A 24,116-nucleotide genomic window follows, 5' to 3' on the forward strand; every position below is an offset into this window, starting at 1 on the left:
TTTGTAATTTTTCATTAATTCTTTACAAAATATACCAGGACATAAATCCTGTTTCTTCGTCTTTTTGTATATTTATTCATTGCATACACAACTCCAAAAATGATGTTGCTATTGCCATACCAAATTTTTTATCGTGTTCTACAAAAATCAAAGTAGGATGAATTTGTTTAATTGCTTTTTCTAATTGTTCCCGAAACATTATATCCATATAATTCAATGGTTCATCCAATATAATTATATTATTGCTCTCACTTAAAATTTTAGCTAAAAATAGTTTCTTTTTTTCGCCATTACTATATGTGTCGCAAGGTTTACTTAATAATTCATTTGATATATCAAAAATTTGACATAAACGAACACTTTCCTCATATGCAGCATATGTTCGATTGTTTTGCAAAAAATCTATCCCTGTTATTTTTTTTGCAAATACAGGTTCTTGCATTAACATTGAAAAAGTTATTATTTTATTATACCAAATACCTGGCAATTCTGTTTTATTTACTAATAGATTTAATAATGTTGTTTTTCCACATCCATTTTCACCTTGAACCCATAAAATATCGTGTTTTCTTAATGTAAAAGAAACATTTTTCAAAAGGGTTGTCTCATCATAAGAAAAACTTAGATTCTTTACTTTAATCAAACAATCATCATTCACATCTTCTTGAAAAAAATCAAGAGTTTTTTTGTCTTCAAAATTCAATAGTAATTTTTGCTTATTTTTAATATCTTGCTTAATTTTTTCTTCTGCTCTTTTTGCTTGCTTCATGTAGGATTGTGTTCCATTTGTTCTACTGTTAGATACAAAATGATACTTTTGAGTGTTAGACACATCTGCCCATTCCCGTTTTTTTTCTGCATGCCCTTCTAATTTTTTAATTTCTTTGGTCAAATTCATTTTTGTCCTCAACTCAAATTCTTCTTTTAAATCAAAGTTTCTTTTCCATGTTGAGTAATTTCCCTTTTCAATAGTAATATCATTTTTATTAATTGCAAGAACATGATTAATCGTTTGATCAAGAAATTCCTGATCATGAGACACAATAATAAATCCCTTTTTTTTATTCAAATAGCTGGCAATTTCTTCTCTTCCCTTTAAATCTAAATGGTTTGTCGGTTCATCTAACAATACAAAAGTATTCCTCTTTAAAAAAAGTGCAATAAGAAGTGCTTTTGTCTGCTCTCCTCCCGATAATGTGTAAAAATTTCTCTGTAGAACATTTTCTTTTAATCCTATTCTTTTAAGTTCTCGTTTAATCTTTCCCTCCATAGCAAAACCATCTAACTCCATATATTGTTCCAAAACATCCGGATCATCTAATGCATCTTCCAATGTACGCAACTTTCCAATACATTCCTTTATTACATCTATTGTATTTGTATATTTTCCGGTATAAATATATGGGAAATATTCTGTATTAACAGTTTTACTTATTTCTCCAGAATCTGGAGCTAATTGTCCTTCTATTAATTTTAATAAAGTAGTTTTTCCCCTTCCATTTCTTCCAATAACTCCCAATTTCCATTCTGTATCTAATGCTAACGTAACATTCATAAAAATAGGATTAAAAAATGTTTTGTAGGTAAATGACATATTATTAATATATATTTTTGACAACTAATTCTCTCCCTTCTATGCTTTTAATAATTTTATACTCCAGTTTTTTCAATTTGATTAAGCAAATATTTATGAATCAGATTATACTTTATTGTGCATATTTATGCAAATTTATTATTAAAATACACAAAAAAACTATTGTAATGAATCTCTAACTTCTTCACTACAATAGCTTTTTTATAATACAAATTACTATTTACTTTTCTGCTTCTTTTCTTCTTAACAAATCAAACTGACTCAATTCAATGCCCAAGTCCAAAAATATTTTCTGTTTTGGATGTGGACAACTTTCCATCTCATTGCCTTCTTCATCTACAATACGATTTACATTTACCAAAATATTTTCTCCAGAAGGCTTCATCACTTCTATCTGCTCTCCAACCGAAAACTTGTTACGTTGCTCAATTTCGTATAAGCCCGCTTCATTTCTTCCACGAATAATGCCTAAATACGTATATTCTTTCACATAAGTATTGTTATCATAAATCTGTGTATCGTGTGTTGTCGGACCATAAAAAAAGCCTGTTGTAAATTGACGATATGTGCATTTGGATATTTCTTCCATATAATGTGGTATATTTCTTTCATATAATGCAGGATCAGTATAGTAATCATCAATTGCCTGACGATATGTTCTCGTAACAGCTGCTACATATAAAGCTGTTTTCATTCTTCCTTCAATCTTTAAACTGTCAATTCCTGCATGGATAATATCGGGAATATGCTCAATCATGCACAAATCTTTTGAGTTAAAAATATAAGTTCCTCTTTCATTTTCTTCAATTGGAAGGTATTCGCCAGGGCGATTTTCTTCTGTAATATAATATTTCCAACGACATGGATGTGTGCAGGCTCCAAGATTTGCATCTCTTCCGGTAAAATAATTACTAAGAAGACAACGTCCGGAATAGGAAATACACATTGCTCCATGAATAAATGTTTCAATTTCTAAATCATCTGGGATATTCTTTCGAATCTCTCCAATCTCTTCAATTGACAGTTCTCGTGCGGACACAACTCTTGTCGCACCCATCCGATGCCAAAATTTATAAGTTCCGTAATTTACATTATTTGCCTGTGTACTGATATGAACATCAATTTCAGGGCAAACTTCTTTTGCTATGTCAAATACCCCAGGATCGGAAATAATTAACGCATCCGGTTTTATCTCTTTTAATTCTTTAAAGTATTCACGAATTCCTTCTAAATCACGATTATGGGCAGTAATATTTGCTGTAACATAAACTTTTTTTCCATGTTCATGAGCAAATGAAATTCCCTGTTTCATATCCTCCATCGAAAAATTTTTAGCTTTTGCACGAAGTCCGTACATATCACCACCAATATATACAGCATCTGCACCATAAGTAATTGCAACCTTTAATACCTCAAGACTGCTAGATGGTATTAATAATTCCGGTTTCTTTCTCAACTTTGTATCCATGTATATTTCCTTTCTTTCTTAAACGTTCCGCTTCTGATTTATTCCTTTTAAGGACTATAATTTTGTACTGAGTGTCACACCGTCACCAATTGGAAGTACAATTGTATCCAGTCCCTCTGTGTGAGTCAATGTGTAAAGATATTCCCTCATACGAAAATGAATTGTCCTATTTCTTCTTGTCACAGCATATCTGGACTCTACAATATCACCATCCTGAAGGACATTATCTGATACAAGCAATCCTCCTTTTGGAAGCATCGCTAAAATGTCTGGCAAAAAATGAGGATACTGCCCCTTAGCAGCATCCATAAATATCATATCATATGATTTTCCTTCCTTTGCAAGAGAGGCTAGAATATCAGCTGCATCTCCCTCTAGTAAAGTAATTTTTTGTTCCTTGCCCTGTTCTTTTATATTTTCTTTTGCCTCAGCAATTCGCTTTGGAACTTTTTCAATTGTTGTAATATGACTTGTCGCCGGCATATACTCGCTCATCAGCAATGCAGAAAATGCCACAGCCGTACCAACCTCTAATATTTCTTTGGGCTGATGCAGACGAAGTAAGAAGCGAAGCAGCGAACGAGTCGGTTTTTTTATAATTGGTACATATTCTGCCAAAGCCTTCGATTCTATTTCTCTTAAATAATCCGACAATTCCATTTCTAATGATTCTATATAAGCTGCAATCCGTTCATTTGTTATCATTACTTTCCCTCTTTTATTCATCGTCTGTTGTTAATTCTGTATTTGTCAAAACCGCTAAAATTTCATCGTATGTCATAGATGTATTTAACTTGTAAGTCCCCGGAAGAATCGGATGTCGTTTTCCTACTGTAAGCTTTGCTCTTACCGCAAACGAGTAGGGATTAACAACTAACCGTTCTTCCCCTAACCGCCTGCCCAAAGAAAGAACCGATTCTCCTTTTTCAACTTCAAATGTAACTTTATGTCCCGGAACCTCTTCTACTGTTACATCTCCAAAAATTTGATAAGAAAAATCATATACTGCCCCACTCAAACGGATAACAAGCAAAAAAACGACCATATAAAATAAAATATTAAATGTAACCTGTAATACTATTTGTACAATCCGCAATGCAGATTTTGTAGATTTGGATATGGCTGCCATATTTATTCCTCCAAAAAACTTACATCGATTCCGGCACCTTCTGAAAAGCTGTCTTCAATCCGGCGAACTAGTTTACAATATTTTTTCTCTGCCTTTAAATGCGCATCGACAAGAGGGTTCGCCAAAAGCTCACTGTATTTTAACCGAAGCGTCCTGTCCTCTTCGGCAATGCGATCATCTGGCTCTACATGAATCTGAAAACGACTTCTTTGATATTCATGCATCCGATTTAACAATTCTGGATCCTTTTTTACTTCTTCTAATGTTTCTTTATATCGCTTATACTCAACACTTTCTTTCAGTGCTGCCAAAAGGAAACCTAAATGGTCATCAATATTATACATATAACCCCCTCCTACTGCACTTTTTTCAATTATCTAAACTTCCATAATAATTGGAAGTATCATAGGATTTCTCTTTGTTTTCTTCCACAAATAGTCACTCAATGAATCTTTAATTTCTGTTTTAATTTTTCCCCAGTCTGTCACATTGTTATGGAAACATTTATCCAATGACATATTGACAACTTCCCGTGCTTCATCCATCAGATTTTCTGATTCTCTTACATAAACAAATCCTCTGGATACAATGTCCGGACCAGCTAAAACCTGATTACTGTATTTTTCCAACGTAATAACAATAATAATCAATCCATTTTCTGACAGGTGCTGTCTGTCACGAAGAACAATATTTCCGACATCTCCGACACCTAAACCATCTACTAAAATGCCATGTGCCGGCACCTTTCCAATTACTTCACCCTTTTCCTGTCCTAATTCCAGTACATCCCCAGAAGATAAAATGAAAATGTTATTTTCGTCAACTCCCATACCTTCTGCTAATTCAGCATGTGTAATAAGATGTCGGTATTCTCCATGAACCGGAACAGCATATTTTGGCTTCGTCAACGCATAAATCAATTTAATTTCTTCCTGGCACGCATGTCCTGAAACATGAGTATCCTGGAAAATTACTTTTGCACCTTTCATCGATAATTCATTAATCACCTTTGATACCGATTTTTCATTACCTGGAATTGGTGTAGAACTAAAAATAACAGTATCTCCCGGCTTAATTGAAATCTTGCGATGAATTGACGCCGCAATTCTTGAAAGTGCAGCCATTGCTTCTCCCTGACTGCCTGTTGTAATTACAACCAGCTGTTCATCTTTATAATTTCGCATCTGTTCAATATCAATTAATATATTATCCGGAACATTTAAATATCCCAGTTCGTTCGCAGTCGAAATAATATTTACCATACTTCGACCTTCAATTACAACTTTTCTTCCATATTTATGTGCAGAGTTAATAATTTGTTGCACACGGTCTACATTAGAAGCAAATGTAGCTACAATAATACGGTTTTTTGTATTCTCAGCAAAAATATTATCAAATGTTTTACCAACTGTACGCTCTGACATCGTAAATCCTGGTTTCATAACATTTGTACTGTCACATAACAAAGCTAATACACCTTTTTTACCCAATTCACCAAAACGCTGTAAATCAATTGTATCACCAAATACCGGCGTATAGTCAACTTTAAAGTCACCGGTATGAACAATAATTCCCGCAGGTGAATAAATCGCCAATGCCGCTGCATCAGCAATACTATGATTTGTACGGATAAATTCAATTCGAAAGTCACCAAGATTAATTGATTGTCCATACTTAATTACTTTTCGTTTTGTTGTTTTCAAAAGGTTATGTTCTTTAAATTTATTTTCAATAATTCCCATAGTCAGCTTTGTAGCATAAATTGGAGCACTAACTTCTTTTAATACATAAGGAAGTCCTCCTATATGGTCTTCATGTCCATGGGTAATGACAAAACCTTTTACCTTATCAATATTATCTTTTAAATAAGTTACATCAGGAATAACTAAATCAATTCCTAACATCTCATCTTCCGGAAATGATAATCCACAGTCGACTACAACAATACTGTCGCCATACTCAAACGCTGTAATATTCATTCCAATTTGTTCTAAACCGCCTAGCGGTATTATTTTCACTTTTGCATTTGTTACATCTTTCGCTTTTTTCAAATTAAATGCACCTCCATAATTTTACGTAAATCAGTGCACGAAAAAGCCTAAATCTTAGAATCCGTTCTGCTATTATCGGATTGTTCATTGCAATCTTTGCAATACCCAAAAAGCTTAACCTCGTGGTCCACTACTTGAAAATTCAATGTTTTTCTAATACGTTCTTCTAACGCTTCTAATAAATCATCTTCAAAAGCAAATACTTTTCCACAATTTAAGCATATCAAATGATGATGGTGGTGACTGTTCGCCTGCTCCATCTTTCCGATTTCATATCTGATATAGCCGTCGTCCAGACTTAATTTGTCAATTACATTTAAGTCGGATAACAGCTGTACTGTTCTATATACGGTTGCCAGTCCAATCTCTGGATATTCTTCTTTTACACAATCATAAATTTCTTCTGCTGTCAGATGACATCCCGGGCGTTTTTTAAGTGCCTCCAAAATAGCAACTCTCTGCGTAGTTACTTTCAAACCATTCTGTTTTAGTAATAATTTAAAATCCTCTTGACTATTAGGCATATCCTCATCCTCTAGCAAAATATATTCTAAAATTCATAGCACATCGCACACGACTACTATTCCATCTCAATATCTATATCATCTAATAATTCTTCAAATACTTTTGATAAAGCTTCTAATTCCTGTTCATCTTCTACAGTATCGTAAATAACTGTTTCCTTATTTTCACCCTGTATTTCTTTCAAAATTAATGCGTTTGCCTCTTCTTCGTCCGAATCTGCAACTAATAAATAAGTTTCTCCCGCTAACTTTGTCTGTTCTAACACAAAAAATTCAATCTGTTCTCCGTCTTCTGTTGTAAATACAATCTTATCCTGTGCTTCTTGCATTACTTCCTCCTACTACTACTTCTGATTCTTATTATCAAGATACCCCTGTAATATAAATACAGCGGCAACTTTATCAACAACTTTGGCACGCTTTTCTCTTCTTACATTTCCCTCAATCATTGCATTGTGGGCTGCAACGGTTGTTAAACGCTCATCCCATAAAACAACTTCAAGTCCTGTTCTCCTTCTCAGCATGTCTGCAAACTGCTCTGATTTTTCCGCACGCTCTCCAATTGTATTATTCATATTTTTAGGATATCCTAATACAATCAATTCAACGCCATATTCATCAATTAGCGCCTCTATCCTTTGAAGTGTATGACGGAGCTTATTTTCATCTTTTCGTCGGATTACTTCAATTCCCTGTGCCGTCAATAACAGTTCATCACTAATTGCAACTCCAACGGTCACCTGACCATAATCCAAACCCATAATTCTCAATGTCTATTCCTCCGTCATTCTCTTCTTATTTCCCATCTTAACCTTTTATCAATATAAGATAATTTCAATCGCAATTGTTTATCGTAAATTCCGATTAATATAATCTTCTAAAAGTTCCTCAATAATCTCATCACGCTCTGCCTTCATAATAAGACTTCTTGCCCCATTGTGACTTGTGATATAAGTTGGATCACCAGACATTACATAACCAACAATCTGGTTAACCGGATTGTAGCCTTTCTCAGTAAGTGCCTCATATACTTTAGCAATGATATCCTTTACTGCCATCTCCGGCTCTTTTTGCACTTGAAAGTATTGTGTATTATTAATCTCCTGCATAAATTCACTTCCCTTTAGTTATTTTTACGAAACATATATGCTATTCCTATCTTAATATAAATAATCTAAAATAGCAAGTCCAAATCCCCTTAAATATATCTGCAAATGATCTTTCCATCTTCTAAAATTTCTAAAATTTCAACCATACGAATTAAGCCATGGTTCTCTGATTCGCCTTTTTTTACATAAAGTTTCATATATCGCTCATTATGTCCCGTTTCGTAAAAAGTTCCATCTATTTCAATTGTTTCTTCTACTAATATGTTTTGTGGTTCTTTAAAAAAGGAAGATTCATAATTACGAGTCATTTCCCTTCCAAGTGCAATCAATTCCATACTTCTCTGATGCTTTACCTGCTCTGGAATCTGATTCTTTATTCTAGCTGCCACTGTTCCTTTTCTCATAGAATATTTAAAAATATGCACATCGGAAAACTGTATTTTTTTCGCAAAGTTTTTTGTTATAAGGAACTCTTCCTCTGACTCTTCTGGAAATCCTACAATAATATCAGTTGTAATTGCAGGTCTGTCATAATATTTTCTTAGAATCTGACAGCCATCTTCATAATCTTTTGATGTATACTTTCGATTCATTCGTTTTAAAGTGGCATCACATCCACTTTGCAAAGAAAGATGAAAATGTGGACATACTTTTTTAATTGCTGATAGTTCCTTTACAAACGACTCCGTAATAATTCTTGGCTCTAAAGACCCTAATCGTATTCGCTCCAGCCCTTTCACTTCACTCACTTTTTCAATAATCGAAAGCAGTGGCTTTCCCTCTAATGCTACAAAGTTTTTCTCACCCTGCAAATCAACTCCATAAGAAGAAAGGTGAATTCCGGTTAATACAACCTCTTTATATCCATGCGATACCACACGTTTTACCTCTTGTATGATATCTTCTTCATTTCTACTACGTATTCTTCCCCGAACATACGGAATAATACAGTAGGAGCAAAACTGATTGCAGCCATCCTGAATTTTAATATACGCTCTTGTCTTCTCCCCTGCATCTTCAATCTGAAGTTCCTCATAGCTCTGTTCTTGTTTCATATCAGGAAGCTTCATTTCTTCTAATGTTGTTCCCTGGCGATATGCTTCAACTAATGCTACAATATCTTTTTTTTGATTATTCCCTACAATAAGATCAATCGCACTGTCTTCCTTTAACTCCTCCTGAGCAGCCTGAACATAGCATCCAACTGCCACAATTACCGCATCCTTATTTTTTTTCTTCGCTTTATGAAGCATCTGTCTTGATTTGCGGTCTGCCATATTCGTTACCGTACAAGTATTAATTACATATACATCTGCCGTATCATCAAACTCTTTAATTTCATATCCGGCTTCAATAAACAGCTTCTCCATTGCATTTGTTTCATAAGAATTTACTTTACATCCTAATGTCAGAAATGCAACAGAACCCGCCTGTTCATTCTTTTGATAAAAATTCTCCATAGTTTTCTCCATTTCAGTCCTATATTCCATTTCTACGTTTCTTCTGTATTCTTCCTGCTTTTTTTATCTACTTTGTATATTGACTTTTAAATGTTGAAACTGTAGTATATACATGTAATAGGTTACATGCATAAAAACTATACAAACACATTCATTCTATCTCGAATCTAAGGAGGATATATAAATATGAAAACAGTTAAAATTTGTTTAAATTCAATCGACAAAGTAAAATCTTTTGTAAGTGACGTAACAAAATTTGAAACAGAATTTGATTTAGTTTCCGGCAGATATGTAATTGATGCAAAATCCATTATGGGAATCTTCAGCTTAGACTTATCAAAACCAATCGACTTAAATATTCACGATTCCGATAATACAGATCAAATTCTTTCTGTGTTAGCACCTTACATTGTTGAATAATCAGATTCCTACTTAATCGAAGAAATCAGGACAGAGAATAAAACCTCTGTCCTTTTATTTTATCCGAAACACTAAAAAATTAATCAATCAAAATTGTTTCCACTGTATTTAAAGCCTCTTCAAGTAAAGAATCTATTTTTTCTTCTAAATTAAGCTCCGATTTACGAATTACCTTTAAACTTGGTTTTGTAACCGGATGTTTTGCAACAAAAATCGTACAGCAGTCTTCATAAGGCTGAATTGAAGTTTCATACGTATTAATTTTTTCAGCAATATCAACAATATCCTGCTTATCGAATCCAATAACAGGGCGATATACCGGCATTGTACATACATCATTTGTTGCTGCAAGGCTTTGCATTGTCTGGCTTGCCACTTGTCCAATACTCTCTCCGGTAATCAAACCAAGGCAATTGTTTTCTTCTGCCAGTTTTTCTGCAATTTTCATCATATAGCGACGCATAATGATTGTCAATTCATCATGTGGACACTGGTCATAAATATATAATTGAATATCCGTAAAATTAACGACATGCAATTTCATAGGTCCTGCATATCTTGCAACTAATTTTGCCAAATCTACTACTTTTTGTTTTGCACGTTCACTTGTATAAGGAGGTGCATGGAAATAAGTAGCCTCTAATCGAACACCTCGTTTTGAAATCATATATCCGGCAACCGGACTATCAATTCCTCCTGAGAGTAAAAGCATGGCTTTTCCATTTGTTCCAACCGGCATACCACCAGGTCCCGGTATAATATGCGAATAAATATAAGTTCTTGTCCGTACTTCAACGTAGATATAAATATCCGGGTCGTGAACATTAACTGTCAGATTAGGAAACTGATCCACTAAATGAGCACCCATATCCACACAAATTTCTGGAGAAGTTCTCTCATAGTGTTTGTCGGCTCTCTTTGCCTTTACTTTAAATGTAAGTGATTGATCTCCGTATACATTTTTTACAAATTCGCCCGCTGATTTTGTAATCACATCCCATTCATTACTGTCTACAATCATTGTCGGACAGATAGAAGCAATACCAAATACTCGCTTTAGTGCATCTACCGTTTCATCAAAATCAAACTCGCTAAGTGCCTCCACATAAATTCTTCCCTGCTCTTTTACAACATCGAATTCGCCTTCTACATCTTTTAATGCGAATTTAATCTGATCTCTTAACGCATTCTCAAAAAGATATCTGTTTTTCCCTTTTATTCCAATCTCTGCATATTTTATTAAAAATGCTTTGAACATTTCCTCGTTCCTTTCTATGATTTTTCCTAATTCATTTTTATATTTTTATTTAATGTCTTCTATATTTTCTAAGTTTTGGTAAAATCTCGTTTAAACATTCCAAGGCATAATCTAACTCTTCTCTTGTAGTAAATACAGAAAAACTAAACCGCAATGTACTGTCTAACAAATCTTTTGCCACACCGATTGCCTGCAATGTTCCACTTAACTGTGGATGATTCGAAGAACATGCAGAACCGGCTGATACATAAACACCTTTTTCTGCAAGTGCATGCAAAAGAACTTCACTCCGGATACCTCCAAAGCTGACACTTACAACATGGCAGGCTGTATCTTTTACTGAAATTCCATCTACACCATTTACTTTTACTTCCTCTATTTTATTTACCTCATTAATAAAGTAAGTCTTTAATTCGTATAACTTCTCTATTTTTTCCTCATGATCAGTATAAATTTCTTTTACCGCTTGTCCAAGACCGGCAATCCCGGGTACATTCTCTGTGCCGGAACGCATGCCTTTTTGCTGTTCTCCACCATAAATAATTGGCTTTACTTTTATCTTATCTTTTATATAAAGGAATCCTATTCCCTTTGGTCCATGAATTTTATGACCGCTGACCGAAAGCATATCAATTCCCATTTTCTTTGGATAAATCCGATACTTTCCATAGGCTTGAATTGCATCAACATGGAATATAATATCTTTCTTTTTCTCTTTTATTTTTTTAGAAATTTCTGCAATATCCTGCACTGCTCCAATTTCATTATTTACATACATAATTGATACAAGTATCGTATCATCATCAATTGCCTCTAACAATTCATCCAGTTTGACATGACCATTGTGATCGACATTCAGATAAGTTACACGGAATCCATTATTTTCTAAGTATATAATTGGATTATGCACAGATGCGTGTTCCATCTTTGTAGTAATAATGTGATTACCTGCACGCTTATTTGCCAAAGCACCGCCTATTAATGCCATATTATTTGACTCAGTCCCCCCGGAAGTCAGAACAATTTCTTTTGCGTCAACTTTTAGATTCGAAGCAATTATATTTTTGGCCTCTTTTACATATTGCTCGGCCACAACACCTTTTGTATGAAGCGAAGATGGATTTCCATAATCTTCCTCTAATGTTTTCATCATAATTTCCTTTACGGAATCAAATGGTCTTGTTGTAGCTGCATTATCTAAATATGCTATCATTTTTTTACTCCTTACTTTCCATTTCAAACATAAATAAAGAAAGAATTGTAATCCCGGCCGTCTCTGTTCGAAGAATTCTTTTTCCAAGACTAATCGGTTCTACACCAGCCGCTCTTGCCATTTCAATCTCTTCCTCTGCAAAACCACCTTCCGGACCTATAAAAATTCCAGTAGAGGAAAGGGAAGCAGCTCGTTCTACCGCCTCTTTTGCTTTTTTCATCCCTTCTGCCCGCTCATATGGTATTACATTAAAAGAAAGTGTTTTTGCATAAGCAATTGCCTCTTTCAAGCTCATAACCGGTTTTACTTCCGGTATAATTCCACGCCCGGACTGTTTTGCAGCTGCCTTAGCAATTTCATTCCATCGCTCAAGTTTTTTCTTTTCTTTCTTCTTATCTTCTATTTTAACAACACAGAATTTTGTTGCAACCGGAATAATTTCATATACTCCAAGCTCAACTGATTTCTGTATAATCAACTCCATCTTGTCTTTTTTGGGAAGTCCCTGAAACAAGTATAGCTTACCGGGCAACTCAGTTGTTTCTAACAATTCTTCCTCAATTGAAACAAGAATTTCATCCTTTTTTAATTCCTCTAAAATACATTCATAAAAACTGCCTGCTCCGTCACAGATTACTAAATGTTCCCCACAGTTCATCCGAAGAACATTTTTTATATGATTCACGTCCGTTCCTGTTATCCGAATCTCATTTTTTACAATCTGCGACTTATCTACATAAAAACAATGCATATTATTTCCTCACGTTCTATACAAAGCAATTGTCATCTTATCATTAATATGAATAAATGTCAATTAGCACTTTACTTTTGTAATAAAAGATACCCAATCTTTCATCTCATTTATTTTTAAAATCTCAAAACCATTCTGAATCAACGCCTGTTCTACTTCTTCCTTCTTCGTATTAATAATACCTGATGTAATAAACAAACCTCCTGGTTTAATATGCTGACCAATCTCTCCTGAAAGTGGAATAATAACATCTGCTAAGATATTTGCCACAACAATATCATATTGATTGATACCAACTGATTCCTGAAGCTCTTTCTCTTCAATAATATTTCCAGAATAAATCTTAAAAGAATCCTCTTTAATTCCATTTACTTTCATATTTTCATATACTGCTTTAATTGCCGCAGGGTCAATATCTGTCCCCACTGCATAGGAAGCACCAAGTTTTAATCCAATAATAGAAAGAATTCCACTTCCACATCCAATATCCAATAATCTTGTCTGATCGGTCAGATACTCTCTTAAACCATCGATACAAAGTCTTGTCGTTTCATGAGCACCTGTTCCAAAAGCAGTTCCGGGGTCAATCTCAATTACAATATCATCCTCTTTTTTTTCTTCTAATTGTTCCCATGTCGGTTTAATTACAATATCATCTGCCACCCGAAATGGTTTAAAATATTCTTTCCAGTTATCAATCCAGTCTTTGTCGTCCGTTTCTTCTACCGATATTGTTCCTTTTCCAATATTAACAAATAACCCTATTTCTTCTAATCCTTCTTTTATGGACAAAACAAGTTTATCCATGTCCGTTTTCGGGTCTACATATGAACTTACAACTGCAGTTCCGTCATCTTCTCCAAGGACAATCTCTGTCTCCTCTGTTTCGTCCAAAAACATTGCTTTTTTGTCTTCCTCGCTAATTGGAACATTATCTTCAATCTGAATTCCTTCTAACCCTAACTCATCAAACAAATTGCTAATAAAATCAACTGCTTCGGTTGTTGTTTCAATCGCAACTTTCATCCATTTCATATCTGGCTTCCCCTTTTCTATTAACATAAATATCGGGTGCCGCACTTGCAACACCCATTTACTTTTCGATAGATATATAAAAAAATTATAGCACATTTTAATAAAATCGGCAATATTTAATCAATCATTCAAAAATTTCATAAAAAGAATTGAATTTTTTTATTGTTTTAGATAGAATAGAACTAATTAAATCCATACGACATATCTCTGCCGCCGGGTAGAGATAAAAAGAGCGTTCGTTTTCATACCAGCAGGCCTTAGAAGGTATGAACTACCGGACGCCTTTTATTTCTCAGAACTATTATGCTTTATTTATAATTCAACAAAGGAGTATACGATGAAACAATCCACTATTTTAAAAACTTTTTTTAAATATGTAAGCTTAAATATTCTTGGTATGATTGGTCTATCTTGTTGTATCTTAACCGACACCTTTTTCATTTCAAAAGGTGTTGGTGCAAACGGGCTGACTTCTCTAAATCTGGCACTTCCAATTTACAGCCTTATCACCGCCACTGCTTTTATGATTGGCATTGGTGCAGCAACAAAATATTCGATTCTAAAAGCACAAAATTCACATCAAGAAGCAAATGCTGTTTTTACCCATGCCATCTTATTTGGACTTGTCTTAGGCGGTCTTTTATTCTTTATTGGTACAACCAATGCTTCTTCGGTCAGCCATCTTATGGGTGCTGACAAAGTAACTCATTCAATGACAACCTCTTATTTACGAACATTATTTAGCTTTGCACCTTTTTATATTATCAACAATATTTTATTAGCATTTGTTCGAAATGATAATGGACCAAAGTTAGCAATGACTGGAATAATTTTAGGGAATTTAGCCAATATCATTCTGGATTACCTTTTTATTTTTCCTTGTCATTTAGGTATGTTTGGAGCTGCATTGGCGACTGGTTTTTCTCCTATCATTAGTATTCTAACTATTTCAATCCATTTTATTAAGAAGAAAAACCAATTTCATCTCATTCGATGTCAAATTCACCCATCCTATATTATAAATATCTGTGCACTTGGAATTTCATCGTTTGTTACCGAAATCTCATCCGGTATTGTAATTATAGTTTTTAATATGGTCATTCTTTCTTTGGAAGGAAATGTTGGCGTTGCCGCTTTTGGTATAATTACAAACTTAGCGCTTGTTGTCCTTGCAGTATTCAATGGAATTTCACAAGGTACACAACCTCTGATTAGTACAAATTACGGGCAGAAAAATTATGCAAATGTAAAGAAATTTTTCCGCTATTCTATCTTACTTTCTGTTTCTTTTTCCATGCTTATTTATCTGCTTACCTATATCGGAACGACTCCGCTAATTGCTATTTTTAACAGCGGACAAAATAAGCTTCTTGCTTCATTGGCTGCTAATGGAATTCACTTATATTTTATCGCCTTTTTCTTTATTGGAATTAATGTTGTCACAACTTCATTTTTAAGCTCGGTGGAACTTCCTGCTCCTTCTTTTATTATCTCTAGTCTAAGAGGATTTGCCGCCATCATTCCAATTGTCCTTCTGTTAGCACATTGTTTTGGAATGACAGGTGTGTGGCTTGCCTACCCTTGTTCTGAATTGGTGACACTTTTCATTGCTTGCATTTTCCTTTTAAGGAATCCTATTTTACATTCTAAAATGGATTAATATAAAAATACTCTTTTTATAGTAGTCATTTCTTGCTCAGCAAGCTACTGTAAAAAGAGTATTTTATTTACTTTCCTTTATTCAAAAAGGTCATTTATTTTTTCTTTTAAACCTTTTTTCTTATGTGTCGTTCCAGTTCCTTCTTCTGTTCCACTCGGACTTTTTTCTTTTTCACCACGCATAGAACGGTCAAACGCTTCCAACAATTCTTTCTGCTCACTATTTAATTTTGTCGGTACTTGAACAACTAATGTTACATAATGGTCACCACGAACAGATTTGTTTCGTAATGATGGCACCCCTTTTCCACGAAGTCTTACTCTTGTATCTGTCTGTGTTCCAGGCTTTACCGTATACATAACATCTCCGTCGACTGTACTAATTCTCACTTCCCCGCCAAGTGCAGCCTGGGCAAATGAGATTGGTGCCGTAGAATAAATATCCATATCCGAACGCTGGAAAATCGGATGTCTGCTTACAACAACTTCTACTAACAAATCACCACGTGGACCGCCATTGATTCCCGGCTCACCTTTGTCACGAATTCGTACACTTTGTCCATTGTCAATACCGGCAGGAATTGCTACTTTAATCTTCTTTCTGCTATTGATATAACCGGTTCCACGACAATCCGAACATTTATCTTTGATTATCTTACCTGTTCCCTGACAATCCGGACAAGTCTGAACATTACGAACCATTCCAAACAGGGATTGCTGGGTATATACAACCTGACCTTTACCGCCACATTTTGAACAGGTTTCAGGCGATGTACCAGGCTTTGCACCGGTACCATGACAAGTATTACATTCATCTTTCAAATTAAGATCAAGCTCTTTTTCTGTTCCAAAACATGCTTCCTCAAAGGTAATTCTTACAGAAGTTCTAATATTGGCACCTTTCATTGGACCATTATTGGCTCTGCGGCTTCTTCCACCACCAAATAAATCGCCAAACAAATCGCCGAAGATATCTCCCATATCCATACCTGAGAAATCAAAACCACCGGCGCCGCCGGCTCCACCGTCAAATGCAGAATGACCAAATTGGTCGTACTGTCTGCGTTTGTCAGGATCACTTAATACCGCATATGCTTCTGATGCTTCTTTGAATTTTTTCTCAGCTTCTTTATCACCTGGATTCATATCTGGGTGGTATTTCTTTGCTAAAGCTCGATATGCTTTCTTTAATTCATCATCAGACGCCCCTCTGGATACACCAAGGACCTCATAATAATCTCTTTTACTCTCTGCCATAATTATCCTCTTTCTATTTACCGTTTACAACTGACTTCCATCCATATTAATTACAATTACCCCCGCCTTCGATGGCGGGGGAATCTAAAGTCTTAATCTCTATTTTACACTTCACGGTAGTCGCCGTCAACTACATCTCCATCATAAGTGTCATTTGAAGTTCCCTGACCACCCATGTTGCTCATATCAGGACCTGCTCCTTGTCCTGCAGCACCTTGTGCCTGCTCGTATACTTTTTGGAATAATGCCTGGGCACTCGTCATTAATTTTTCTTTTGCAGCTTTAATTTCTTCTACTTCACTGTCAGACATAGATTCTGGATTTGTCTTTTCAATTAACTCTTTTAAGTGGTTAAGTTCTGCTTCTACACCAGCTTTTTCATTGGCATCAATTTTATCGCCAACTTCCTGTAATGCTTTTTCTGTCTGGAATACCATTGCATCGGCATCATTACGGGCATCAATTGCTTCTTTTCTCTTCTTATCCTGTGCTTCGAACTCTGCAGCTTCTTTTACTGCCTTTTCAATATCAGAATCAGACATATTAGAACCGGCTGTAATTGTAATATGCTGTTCTTTACCTGTTCCTAAATCTTTTGCAGATACATTAACGATACCATTTGCATCAATATCAAATGTAACTTCAATTTGAGGTACACCCCTTCTTGCTGGAGGAATTCCATCTAAACGAAATTGTCCAAGAGATTTGTTATCTCTGGCAAACTGTCTTTCACCCTGAACGACATTGATATCAACAGCTGTCTGATTGTCTGCTGCTGTAGAGAAAATCTGGCTCTTCTTTGTAGGAATTGTAGTATTTCTCTCAATTAATCTTGTAGCTACACCACCCATTGTTTCAATTGATAAGGAAAGTGGAGTTACATCAAGTAAAAGAATATCACCTGCACCGGCATCACCAGCTAATTTACCACCTTGAATTGATGCGCCTAATGCAACACATTCATCTGGATTTAAGTTTTTAGAAGGCTCTTTGCCTGTTAACTGTTTTACTTTATCCTGTACGGCTGGGATTCTTGTAGAACCACCAACTAATAATACCTGACCTAAATCAGAAGCTGTAATTCCAGCATCTCTTAAAGCATTCTGAACCGGAATTGTTGTTCTTTCTACTAAATCATGTGTTAATTCATCAAATTTTGCTCTTGTAAGGTTCATATCAAAGTGTTTTGGACCTTCTTGAGTTGCTGTAATAAATGGTAAGTTGATATTTGTTGTTGTAGCAGAAGATAACTCTTTCTTTGCTTTTTCTGCTGCTTCTTTTAATCTCTGAAGTGCCATTTTATCTGTAGATAAATCAACACCTTCTGCTTTCTTAAATTCTTCAATCATATATTGTGTGATTTTCTCATCAAAGTCATCACCACCAAGTTTATTATCACCAGATGTAGCTAATACTTCAATTACACCATCACCAATTTCAATGATTGATACATCAAAAGTACCACCACCAAGGTCATATACCATGATTTTTTGTTCTTTTTCATTATCAAGACCATAAGCTAATGCAGCTGCTGTTGGCTCGTTGATAATTCTCTTAACTTCAAGACCGGCAATTTTACCGGCATCTTTTGTTGCCTGACGTTGTGCATCGTTGAAATAAGCTGGTACTGTAATAACTGCTTCTGATACTTTTTCTCCTAAATAGCTTTCTGCATCTGCTTTTAATTTCTGAAGTGTCATTGCAGAAATTTCCTGTGGAGTATATTTTTTATCATCAATTGTTACTTTATAATCTGTTCCCATATGTCTTTTAATGGATGCGATTGTTTTATCTGCATTTGTTACTGCCTGACGTTTTGCAGGTTCACCAACTAATCTCTCACCTGTTTTTGTAAATGCTACTACAGATGGTGTTGTTCTAGCTCCTTCTGTATTTGCGATAACAACCGGCTGTCCACCTTCCATAACAGCAACACATGAATTTGTTGTTCCTAAGTCAATTCCTATAATTTTACCCATTATAAATTCCTCCTAAATTTCAATTAATCTTCGTCTATTACGTTTCGAAATAAATCAAATAATTGTTAGTTTACTACTTTTACCATACTATGTCTTACAACAGTGTCACGATACATGTAACCTTTTTGTAATTCTTCGGATACAATATTTTCTCCTAAACTTTCATCTTCATCATGCATTACTGCATTATGAAAATTCGGATCAAATTCCTTTCCTACTGCATCGATTGCCTTTACACCGGCCTCCTCTAATGCAGTAACAAACTGTTTATAAATCTGTTCAATTCCCTGAACAAATGCAGAATCTTTATCTTCTTCCGGAACAGAACCAAGACCACGCTCAAAATTATCTAATACAGGAAGTATTTTTTCTACAATATCCTTCGCTCCAATTTCAAACATCTGTGCTTTTTCTTTTTCTGAACGCTTACGGAAGTTATCAAACTCTGCCATAGTACGCATTAGTCTGTCATTTAGTTCTGCTATTTTTTCATCTTTTTTATCCTCTTTTTTTTCTTTTTTCTTAGAGAATTTTTTTTCTTTTTTATCCTTTACTTCTTCGGTTGTATCTTCCGTCACTTCCTTTGTAGACTCTGTATCAACTTCTTCTGTTTCAGAAGTAATATTTTCTTCATTTTTCATTGTTTCTTTTTCGTCCACTTTTTAAACCACCTTCCTACGTTTTCTTTTTGAATATTTCATCTAACTGAACCATCAATGTTTGTAATGTACTAACTACCTTTTCATAATCCATTCGCTTTGGTCCGACAATTCCAATCTTTCCATATACACCTTCCTCTATCTCATAGGTTGCAGTGACAACAGAACAATCTTTCATTGCCTGAACCGGAGTTTCTTCACCGATATATACTTGAATTCCATGGTTGTTTTCTTCTGCTTCTTTATCAGTAATTAGCTGTGTCAATTGCTTTTTTTCTTCAAACGTGTATAAAAGCTTGCTTGCTTTCTCTGTATCACTTAGCTCTGGATACTTTAGAATATTAGTTGCACCACTTGTATATATCTCCATATTGTCCTCTTCCGAAATTGCTTCTGCAATTACATCTAAAATCTTTCCTAAGATGCCTCCATATTCACCTGCCTGCTCTTTCATCTCCTGAATCATTTTCATATTAATCTCAGTCAAATCAAGACCTTGCAAAAATGTATTAAGGACAATATTTAACTTTAAAACAATATCTTTATTTAAAGAACTTTCCATATCTATAATTTTGTTCTTTATGATATTTCCTTCAATTACAACAACCGTTAAAAGCTGATTTTCATCTACCTCTGAAATCTGTACAAACTTTACTTTTTTCTGTTTGTAAAGAGGTTTCGTTACCATCGTTGCATAATTTGTATTAACTGCTAAAAGCTTTGCAACATTCTGTAGCAGCGTATCAATCTTGTCTGCCTTAATCTCCAATTCTTGTTTCATATCTGCAATCTCTTGCACCTTATCTTCCATCATCGTATCAACATATAATCGATATCCTTTATCCGATGGTATTCTACCTGCTGAAGTATGCGGCTGGAGAATATACCCCATATCTTCTAAATCAGACATTTCATTCCGAATGGTGGCAGAGCTTAAATTCAAATCTGTATATTTGGAAATTGTCCTGGAACCAACCGGCTCTCCTGTTTCTAAATAATTCTGAATAATTGCCTGTAATATCTTCAGCTTTCTCTCATCTAACTCCACGCACTCACTTCCTTACTACTGTCTTTTTATTTGTTAGCACTCGCTAAAGTAGAGTGCTAATATCTTTAAACATAAAATACCACCTTACAAAACCTTTGTCAAGAATATTTTTGATTTTTTTTTATTTTTATGAAAAATACAAAAGCAGACCATACCTTTTTAATGTTTATGGTCTGCTTTGCACAATAAGACATTGATTAAATAATAAATTATCAGTACTAACTGTAACAAACTAATATGACGTTTGTCATATCGCCATTTTGTTTTTCAAAATCATAATCCAACTATAAATATTTCTAAATAATCTATAAAACCTATTGACGTATTATTTTGTTTCACCTATAGTAAACCAAAAGACAAATAACCAAATAAAGGATGGATGTTATATGATGAACAAACTACGCCAGTTTATGATTGGAAGATACGGTGTTGACAATCTGGGAAAGGCAACTGCAATTGCTTATATCATAATTTCAGTTCTTTCTCTTTTCTTTCACTCTCCCATTTTAGTTGTTTTGGCATATGCACTATTATTTCTATTTTTTTACCGCTGTTTTTCCAAAAAGATCAATAAGCGGGTTGAAGAAAACCAAAAATATTTTTCTTTTGTAAACAGATTCAAGAAAAAGCAAAATAATCTGAAACGTCAATGGGACGACCGTGCTGTTTACCGGTATTACACTTGTAAACATTGTGGTCAGACTATCCGAGTACCAAAGGGAAAAGGGAAAATCTGCATCACCTGCCCAAAATGTCATTTTGAATTTATAAAAAGAACTTAATAAATCGTTTTGTCCAAAAGAGAAGCTGTTGCATTTTTACAACAGCTTCTTTTTTTTAACTCTTTAAAAGATTACTTACATTTGCCTGTTGCTGAAGTAACGCTTTTTTGGCAAACATCTGATATTCATTTAGAAGTTTTTTCTTATTCATGTCAGATATTGCTTCTTCCACATCTAAATCTTCAATATTGCTTGATGCTTTCGTAAGATTTTCACTTGCAAGATTTGAATAACGAATTGAACTATCAAGAGCATTGCTTGTCGCACCAATATTAGCTCTCGCCGATGTAACTTTTTCTAGCGCCTTATCGATGTCCGATATGTTAAAATCTTTGGTGACATCAAAATCTGCAATTCCAAGGCTTTCCAATGTAGAATTTTCAAGTTGAATTTTCATTCCTGTACCATCCGGATTCGTTGCGAGATTGATATCTGCCATACTTCCATCTAATAACTTCATTGTATTAAATTCAGTTCCTCTTGCAGCATCCTGAATTGTCTGTTTCAATCCATTAATCTCTTCTTGCATCGCCTGCTTGTCTGAATCCGTATAAATAAAATTTGAAGCCTGTACACTTAATTCACGGATTCTCTGAAGGCTATCCGTAATCGAAGATAGTCCACCTTCTGCGACATTTAAAAGTCCCTGTGCATCTTTTGCGTTATTAGCGGATACATCATATCCATTTGTCTGACTTTTCATCCCTTCTACAATTGTCAGACCAGCTGCATTATCTGCTGCCGAATTAATTTTCTTCATTGTAGAAAGCTGTTCATAAGAACGATTGATTGAATTATTTAATGTTGAAATTGCCATAACTCTTCCTCCTTTCTACGATATTCCTTCGGATTCGTATATGTATACTTCTCCTATATACAGTATACCACAGATTTTCTTTTACAGAAAGAATTTTCTGTTAATTCATCTTTTCATCACATATTATCCAATTTTTTACTTACTTTTCTGATAAATTCAGTTCGTTTCTGATTTTCTTTCCAAAATCATTCAAATCATTTCGTTTCATAAATTCAGACATAATGCATCCTCCAGAAGCCCCCGCATCCTTTATTTGTCTAATATTTTTTTCTGTTATTCCTCCAATTGCATAAACAGGAATATCTACATTTTCACAAACCTCCCGCAAAAAGTCAATTCCTCTTGGTTTCAATCCCTTTTTACAATTCGTTTCAAAAATATGCCCGGCTACTAAATAATCCGCACCAAGTGCAAGCGCTTCTGTAGCTTCTTTTAAAGAATGAATCGACACGCCAATTTTTGAATAGTTTCGTCTAATATCTTTGTTCTCTTTTAAAATCCAAAGTGGAATATGGATACAGCCGTGATTTTTTATAAACAATGAATCTGCAAAAAAATGAAACATACACTCCGTATTATATTGTTCACATATAGAAAGAACTTCCCTTGCCAGCAATTCATATTCTTCTTGCCTTAACTCTTTTTCTCTTAAAATTAAAGCAGATACATCTGTCTGTACAATTGCTTCTATTCTTTCTAAAAAATTATCCCTACATAAGTTCCTGTTTGTCACCGCTATTAATTTAAACATATATATAATCACTCATCACAGGCTGAAGTCCCTGATTTTTAATTGCCTGATAAATATCTTCAACCGAACGATCATCTGAAATTTCAAACTGTTCATCCCCTTTTGCTTCACCCATATGTCCTCCAATTCCGACGTCAACTCCCGCTGATATTTTCGTTGCCGCAATCGAAATAACATGATCTCGAAACCGTTTTCCCTCTCGGCTGGATATCGTAATTCCTGCAAATGGCATAAACAAACGATATGCCATAATAACTTGCAATAACTGAGTTTCATGGACATCCTTTGGATTCATTGCTTCATGATTAATGATTGGTCGAAGTCTTGGACAGGAAAATGAAACTTCTGCATGGGGATATTTTTTTTGTAATAAATATCCATGTAACCCCGTAGCAAAGGCATCTTTTCGAAAGTCATCCAGTCCCAGTAACGCTCCAAAACCAACGCCGCGAATTCCTCCCCTTATCGCCCGCTCCTGTGTATCAAAACGGTATGGAAAAACTCGTTTATTCCCTTCTAAATGAAGTGTTGCATATTTATCCGGATTATAAGTTTCCTGAAAAACAGTAACGAAATCTGCTCCACATTCATGAAGATACTGATATTCTCTTATATTCATTGGATATACTTCCAGCCCAATAACACTAAAATACTTTCGTGCTATTTTACACGCTTCTCCAATATAGGTGACATCAGACTGTGTCCGACTCTCCCCAGTCAATAAAAGAATTTCCTTTAATCCGGTATCCGCGATTGTCTTCATTTCGTTTTCTATTTCTTCTATATTAAGTTTTGCCCGTTTAATTGGATTATGGCAATTAAAACCACAATAGATACAATAATTTTCACAATAGTTTGCTATGTACAATGGAGTGAATAAATAAATTGAATTACCAAAATGTTTTCTTGTTTCCATCTGTGCTTTTCTTGCCATCGGTTCTAAAAACGGCAATGCAGCAGGTGACAAATAAGCACCAAAATCATCTACTGTGCAAGTTTCATGCTCCAATGCACGAATGACATCGGATTCTTTATAAGTCTCATATTGATAATTTTTTGTCCGTTCTATAACCTGGGAAAGAATTTCAGAATCAATCTGTTCCATCCCTTCTTTATAAGTCATATGATCTTGTTTTTGTTCCATGCGCTCCT

General features: G+C 34.7%; 25 protein-coding genes. 3 read left to right on the top strand and 22 right to left on the bottom strand.

Annotation, left to right across the window (positions count from 1 at the left end; translation table 11 throughout):
• Positions 1–76: 76 nt before the first annotated feature.
• The 11 genes from abc-f to mtaB form a co-directional block, all read right to left on the bottom strand.
• The gene (gene abc-f / locus FYJ58_RS11080; RefSeq protein ID WP_154519792.1) at positions 77–1,618 is read right to left on the bottom strand and encodes a ribosomal protection-like ABC-F family protein; all 1,542 of its coding nucleotides are present in this window, start codon (positions 1,616–1,618) and stop codon (positions 77–79) included.
• Between the two features lie 196 nt (positions 1,619–1,814).
• Entirely contained in the window at positions 1,815–3,062 is a 1,248-nt protein-coding gene (locus FYJ58_RS11085; protein ID WP_154519793.1) for a peptidase U32 family protein, read from the bottom strand.
• 54 nt (positions 3,063–3,116) lie between these two features.
• Positions 3,117–3,767 (bottom strand): O-methyltransferase, encoded by a 651-nt coding sequence (locus FYJ58_RS11090; RefSeq protein ID WP_154519794.1) that lies wholly within the window; start codon positions 3,765–3,767, stop codon positions 3,117–3,119.
• Positions 3,768–3,780: 13 nt separating this feature from the next.
• Complete coding sequence (locus FYJ58_RS11095) at positions 3,781–4,191, bottom strand: MltG/YceG/YrrL family protein (RefSeq protein ID WP_154519795.1); 411 nt, start codon at positions 4,189–4,191, stop codon at positions 3,781–3,783.
• Positions 4,192–4,193: 2 nt separating this feature from the next.
• Complete coding sequence (locus tag FYJ58_RS11100) at positions 4,194–4,535, bottom strand: YlbF family regulator (protein ID WP_154519796.1); 342 nt, start codon at positions 4,533–4,535, stop codon at positions 4,194–4,196.
• A 33-nt stretch (positions 4,536–4,568) separates the two neighbouring features.
• Entirely contained in the window at positions 4,569–6,242 is a 1,674-nt protein-coding gene (locus FYJ58_RS11105) for a ribonuclease J (protein ID WP_154519797.1), read from the bottom strand.
• Between the two features lie 47 nt (positions 6,243–6,289).
• Positions 6,290–6,766, bottom strand: coding sequence for a Fur family transcriptional regulator (locus FYJ58_RS11110; RefSeq protein WP_154519798.1), 477 nt, complete (start codon positions 6,764–6,766; stop codon positions 6,290–6,292).
• Positions 6,767–6,822: 56 nt separating this feature from the next.
• Complete coding sequence (locus FYJ58_RS11115) at positions 6,823–7,095, bottom strand: DUF1292 domain-containing protein (protein WP_154519799.1); 273 nt, start codon at positions 7,093–7,095, stop codon at positions 6,823–6,825.
• A 15-nt stretch (positions 7,096–7,110) separates the two neighbouring features.
• The gene (gene ruvX, locus FYJ58_RS11120; protein ID WP_154519800.1) at positions 7,111–7,536 is read right to left on the bottom strand and encodes a Holliday junction resolvase RuvX; all 426 of its coding nucleotides are present in this window, start codon (positions 7,534–7,536) and stop codon (positions 7,111–7,113) included.
• A 78-nt stretch (positions 7,537–7,614) separates the two neighbouring features.
• Positions 7,615–7,875 carry an IreB family regulatory phosphoprotein gene (locus FYJ58_RS11125; RefSeq protein WP_154519801.1) on the bottom strand — a complete coding sequence of 87 codons (261 nt, stop codon included), beginning with the start codon at positions 7,873–7,875 and terminating at the stop codon, positions 7,615–7,617.
• Positions 7,876–7,964: 89 nt separating this feature from the next.
• Entirely contained in the window at positions 7,965–9,335 is a 1,371-nt protein-coding gene (mtaB, locus tag FYJ58_RS11130) for a tRNA (N(6)-L-threonylcarbamoyladenosine(37)-C(2))-methylthiotransferase MtaB (protein ID WP_154519802.1), read from the bottom strand.
• Between the two features lie 186 nt (positions 9,336–9,521).
• Here mtaB and FYJ58_RS11135 point away from each other — a divergent pair, with 186 nt between their 5' ends.
• The gene (locus tag FYJ58_RS11135) at positions 9,522–9,755 is read left to right on the top strand and encodes an HPr family phosphocarrier protein (RefSeq protein ID WP_154519803.1); all 234 of its coding nucleotides are present in this window, start codon (positions 9,522–9,524) and stop codon (positions 9,753–9,755) included.
• Between the two features lie 79 nt (positions 9,756–9,834).
• On the opposite strand, the gene thiI is transcribed toward FYJ58_RS11135, so the two are convergent.
• The 4 genes from thiI to prmA all read right to left on the bottom strand — a co-directional run bounded on the left by thiI (position 9,835) and on the right by prmA (position 14,012).
• Positions 9,835–11,013, bottom strand: a complete 1,179-nt coding sequence (gene thiI / locus FYJ58_RS11140) for a tRNA uracil 4-sulfurtransferase ThiI (RefSeq protein WP_154519804.1) — start codon at positions 11,011–11,013, stop codon at positions 9,835–9,837.
• Positions 11,014–11,062: 49 nt separating this feature from the next.
• Positions 11,063–12,226, bottom strand: a complete 1,164-nt coding sequence (locus FYJ58_RS11145; protein ID WP_154519805.1) for a cysteine desulfurase family protein — start codon at positions 12,224–12,226, stop codon at positions 11,063–11,065.
• 4 nt (positions 12,227–12,230) lie between these two features.
• Positions 12,231–12,977 carry a 16S rRNA (uracil(1498)-N(3))-methyltransferase gene (locus FYJ58_RS11150; protein WP_154519806.1) on the bottom strand — a complete coding sequence of 249 codons (747 nt, stop codon included), beginning with the start codon at positions 12,975–12,977 and terminating at the stop codon, positions 12,231–12,233.
• A gap of 63 nt (positions 12,978–13,040) precedes the next feature.
• A complete protein-coding gene (gene prmA / locus FYJ58_RS11155) occupies positions 13,041–14,012 on the bottom strand; it encodes a 50S ribosomal protein L11 methyltransferase (RefSeq protein ID WP_154519807.1) in 972 nt (323 codons plus the stop codon).
• Between the two features lie 337 nt (positions 14,013–14,349).
• Between prmA and FYJ58_RS11160 the strand changes: the two genes are divergently transcribed.
• Positions 14,350–15,672, top strand: a complete 1,323-nt coding sequence (locus FYJ58_RS11160) for an MATE family efflux transporter (RefSeq protein WP_154519808.1) — start codon at positions 14,350–14,352, stop codon at positions 15,670–15,672.
• A 77-nt stretch (positions 15,673–15,749) separates the two neighbouring features.
• Here the strand turns inward: FYJ58_RS11160 and dnaJ are convergent, their stop codons facing one another.
• The 4 genes from dnaJ to hrcA all read right to left on the bottom strand — a co-directional run bounded on the left by dnaJ (position 15,750) and on the right by hrcA (position 20,614).
• Positions 15,750–16,928 (bottom strand): molecular chaperone DnaJ, encoded by a 1,179-nt coding sequence (dnaJ, locus tag FYJ58_RS11165; RefSeq protein ID WP_154519809.1) that lies wholly within the window; start codon positions 16,926–16,928, stop codon positions 15,750–15,752.
• Positions 16,929–17,032: 104 nt separating this feature from the next.
• Positions 17,033–18,907, bottom strand: coding sequence for a molecular chaperone DnaK (gene dnaK, locus FYJ58_RS11170; RefSeq protein ID WP_154519810.1), 1,875 nt, complete (start codon positions 18,905–18,907; stop codon positions 17,033–17,035).
• A 65-nt stretch (positions 18,908–18,972) separates the two neighbouring features.
• Positions 18,973–19,548 carry a nucleotide exchange factor GrpE gene (gene grpE, locus FYJ58_RS11175; RefSeq protein ID WP_154519829.1) on the bottom strand — a complete coding sequence of 192 codons (576 nt, stop codon included), beginning with the start codon at positions 19,546–19,548 and terminating at the stop codon, positions 18,973–18,975.
• Between the two features lie 34 nt (positions 19,549–19,582).
• Positions 19,583–20,614, bottom strand: coding sequence for a heat-inducible transcriptional repressor HrcA (gene hrcA, locus FYJ58_RS11180; RefSeq protein WP_328597846.1), 1,032 nt, complete (start codon positions 20,612–20,614; stop codon positions 19,583–19,585).
• A gap of 386 nt (positions 20,615–21,000) precedes the next feature.
• Between hrcA and FYJ58_RS11185 the strand changes: the two genes are divergently transcribed.
• Positions 21,001–21,396 carry a hypothetical protein gene (locus FYJ58_RS11185; RefSeq protein ID WP_154519811.1) on the top strand — a complete coding sequence of 132 codons (396 nt, stop codon included), beginning with the start codon at positions 21,001–21,003 and terminating at the stop codon, positions 21,394–21,396.
• A 55-nt stretch (positions 21,397–21,451) separates the two neighbouring features.
• Here FYJ58_RS11185 and FYJ58_RS11190 read toward each other — a convergent pair whose 3' ends face one another.
• From FYJ58_RS11190 to thiH, 3 genes are all read right to left on the bottom strand, one after another.
• Complete coding sequence (locus tag FYJ58_RS11190) at positions 21,452–22,213, bottom strand: flagellin (protein WP_154519812.1); 762 nt, start codon at positions 22,211–22,213, stop codon at positions 21,452–21,454.
• 139 nt (positions 22,214–22,352) lie between these two features.
• Positions 22,353–22,964, bottom strand: a complete 612-nt coding sequence (locus FYJ58_RS11195; protein ID WP_154519813.1) for a thiamine phosphate synthase — start codon at positions 22,962–22,964, stop codon at positions 22,353–22,355.
• The gene (thiH, locus tag FYJ58_RS11200; protein WP_154519814.1) at positions 22,957–24,108 is read right to left on the bottom strand and encodes a 2-iminoacetate synthase ThiH; all 1,152 of its coding nucleotides are present in this window, start codon (positions 24,106–24,108) and stop codon (positions 22,957–22,959) included. The genes FYJ58_RS11195 and thiH overlap by 8 nt, the downstream gene beginning before the upstream one ends.
• Between the last annotated feature and the right edge of the window lie 8 nt (positions 24,109–24,116).

The organism is Velocimicrobium porci (assembly GCF_009696045.1).
Classification (GTDB): domain Bacteria; phylum Bacillota; class Clostridia; order Lachnospirales; family Lachnospiraceae; genus Velocimicrobium; species Velocimicrobium porci.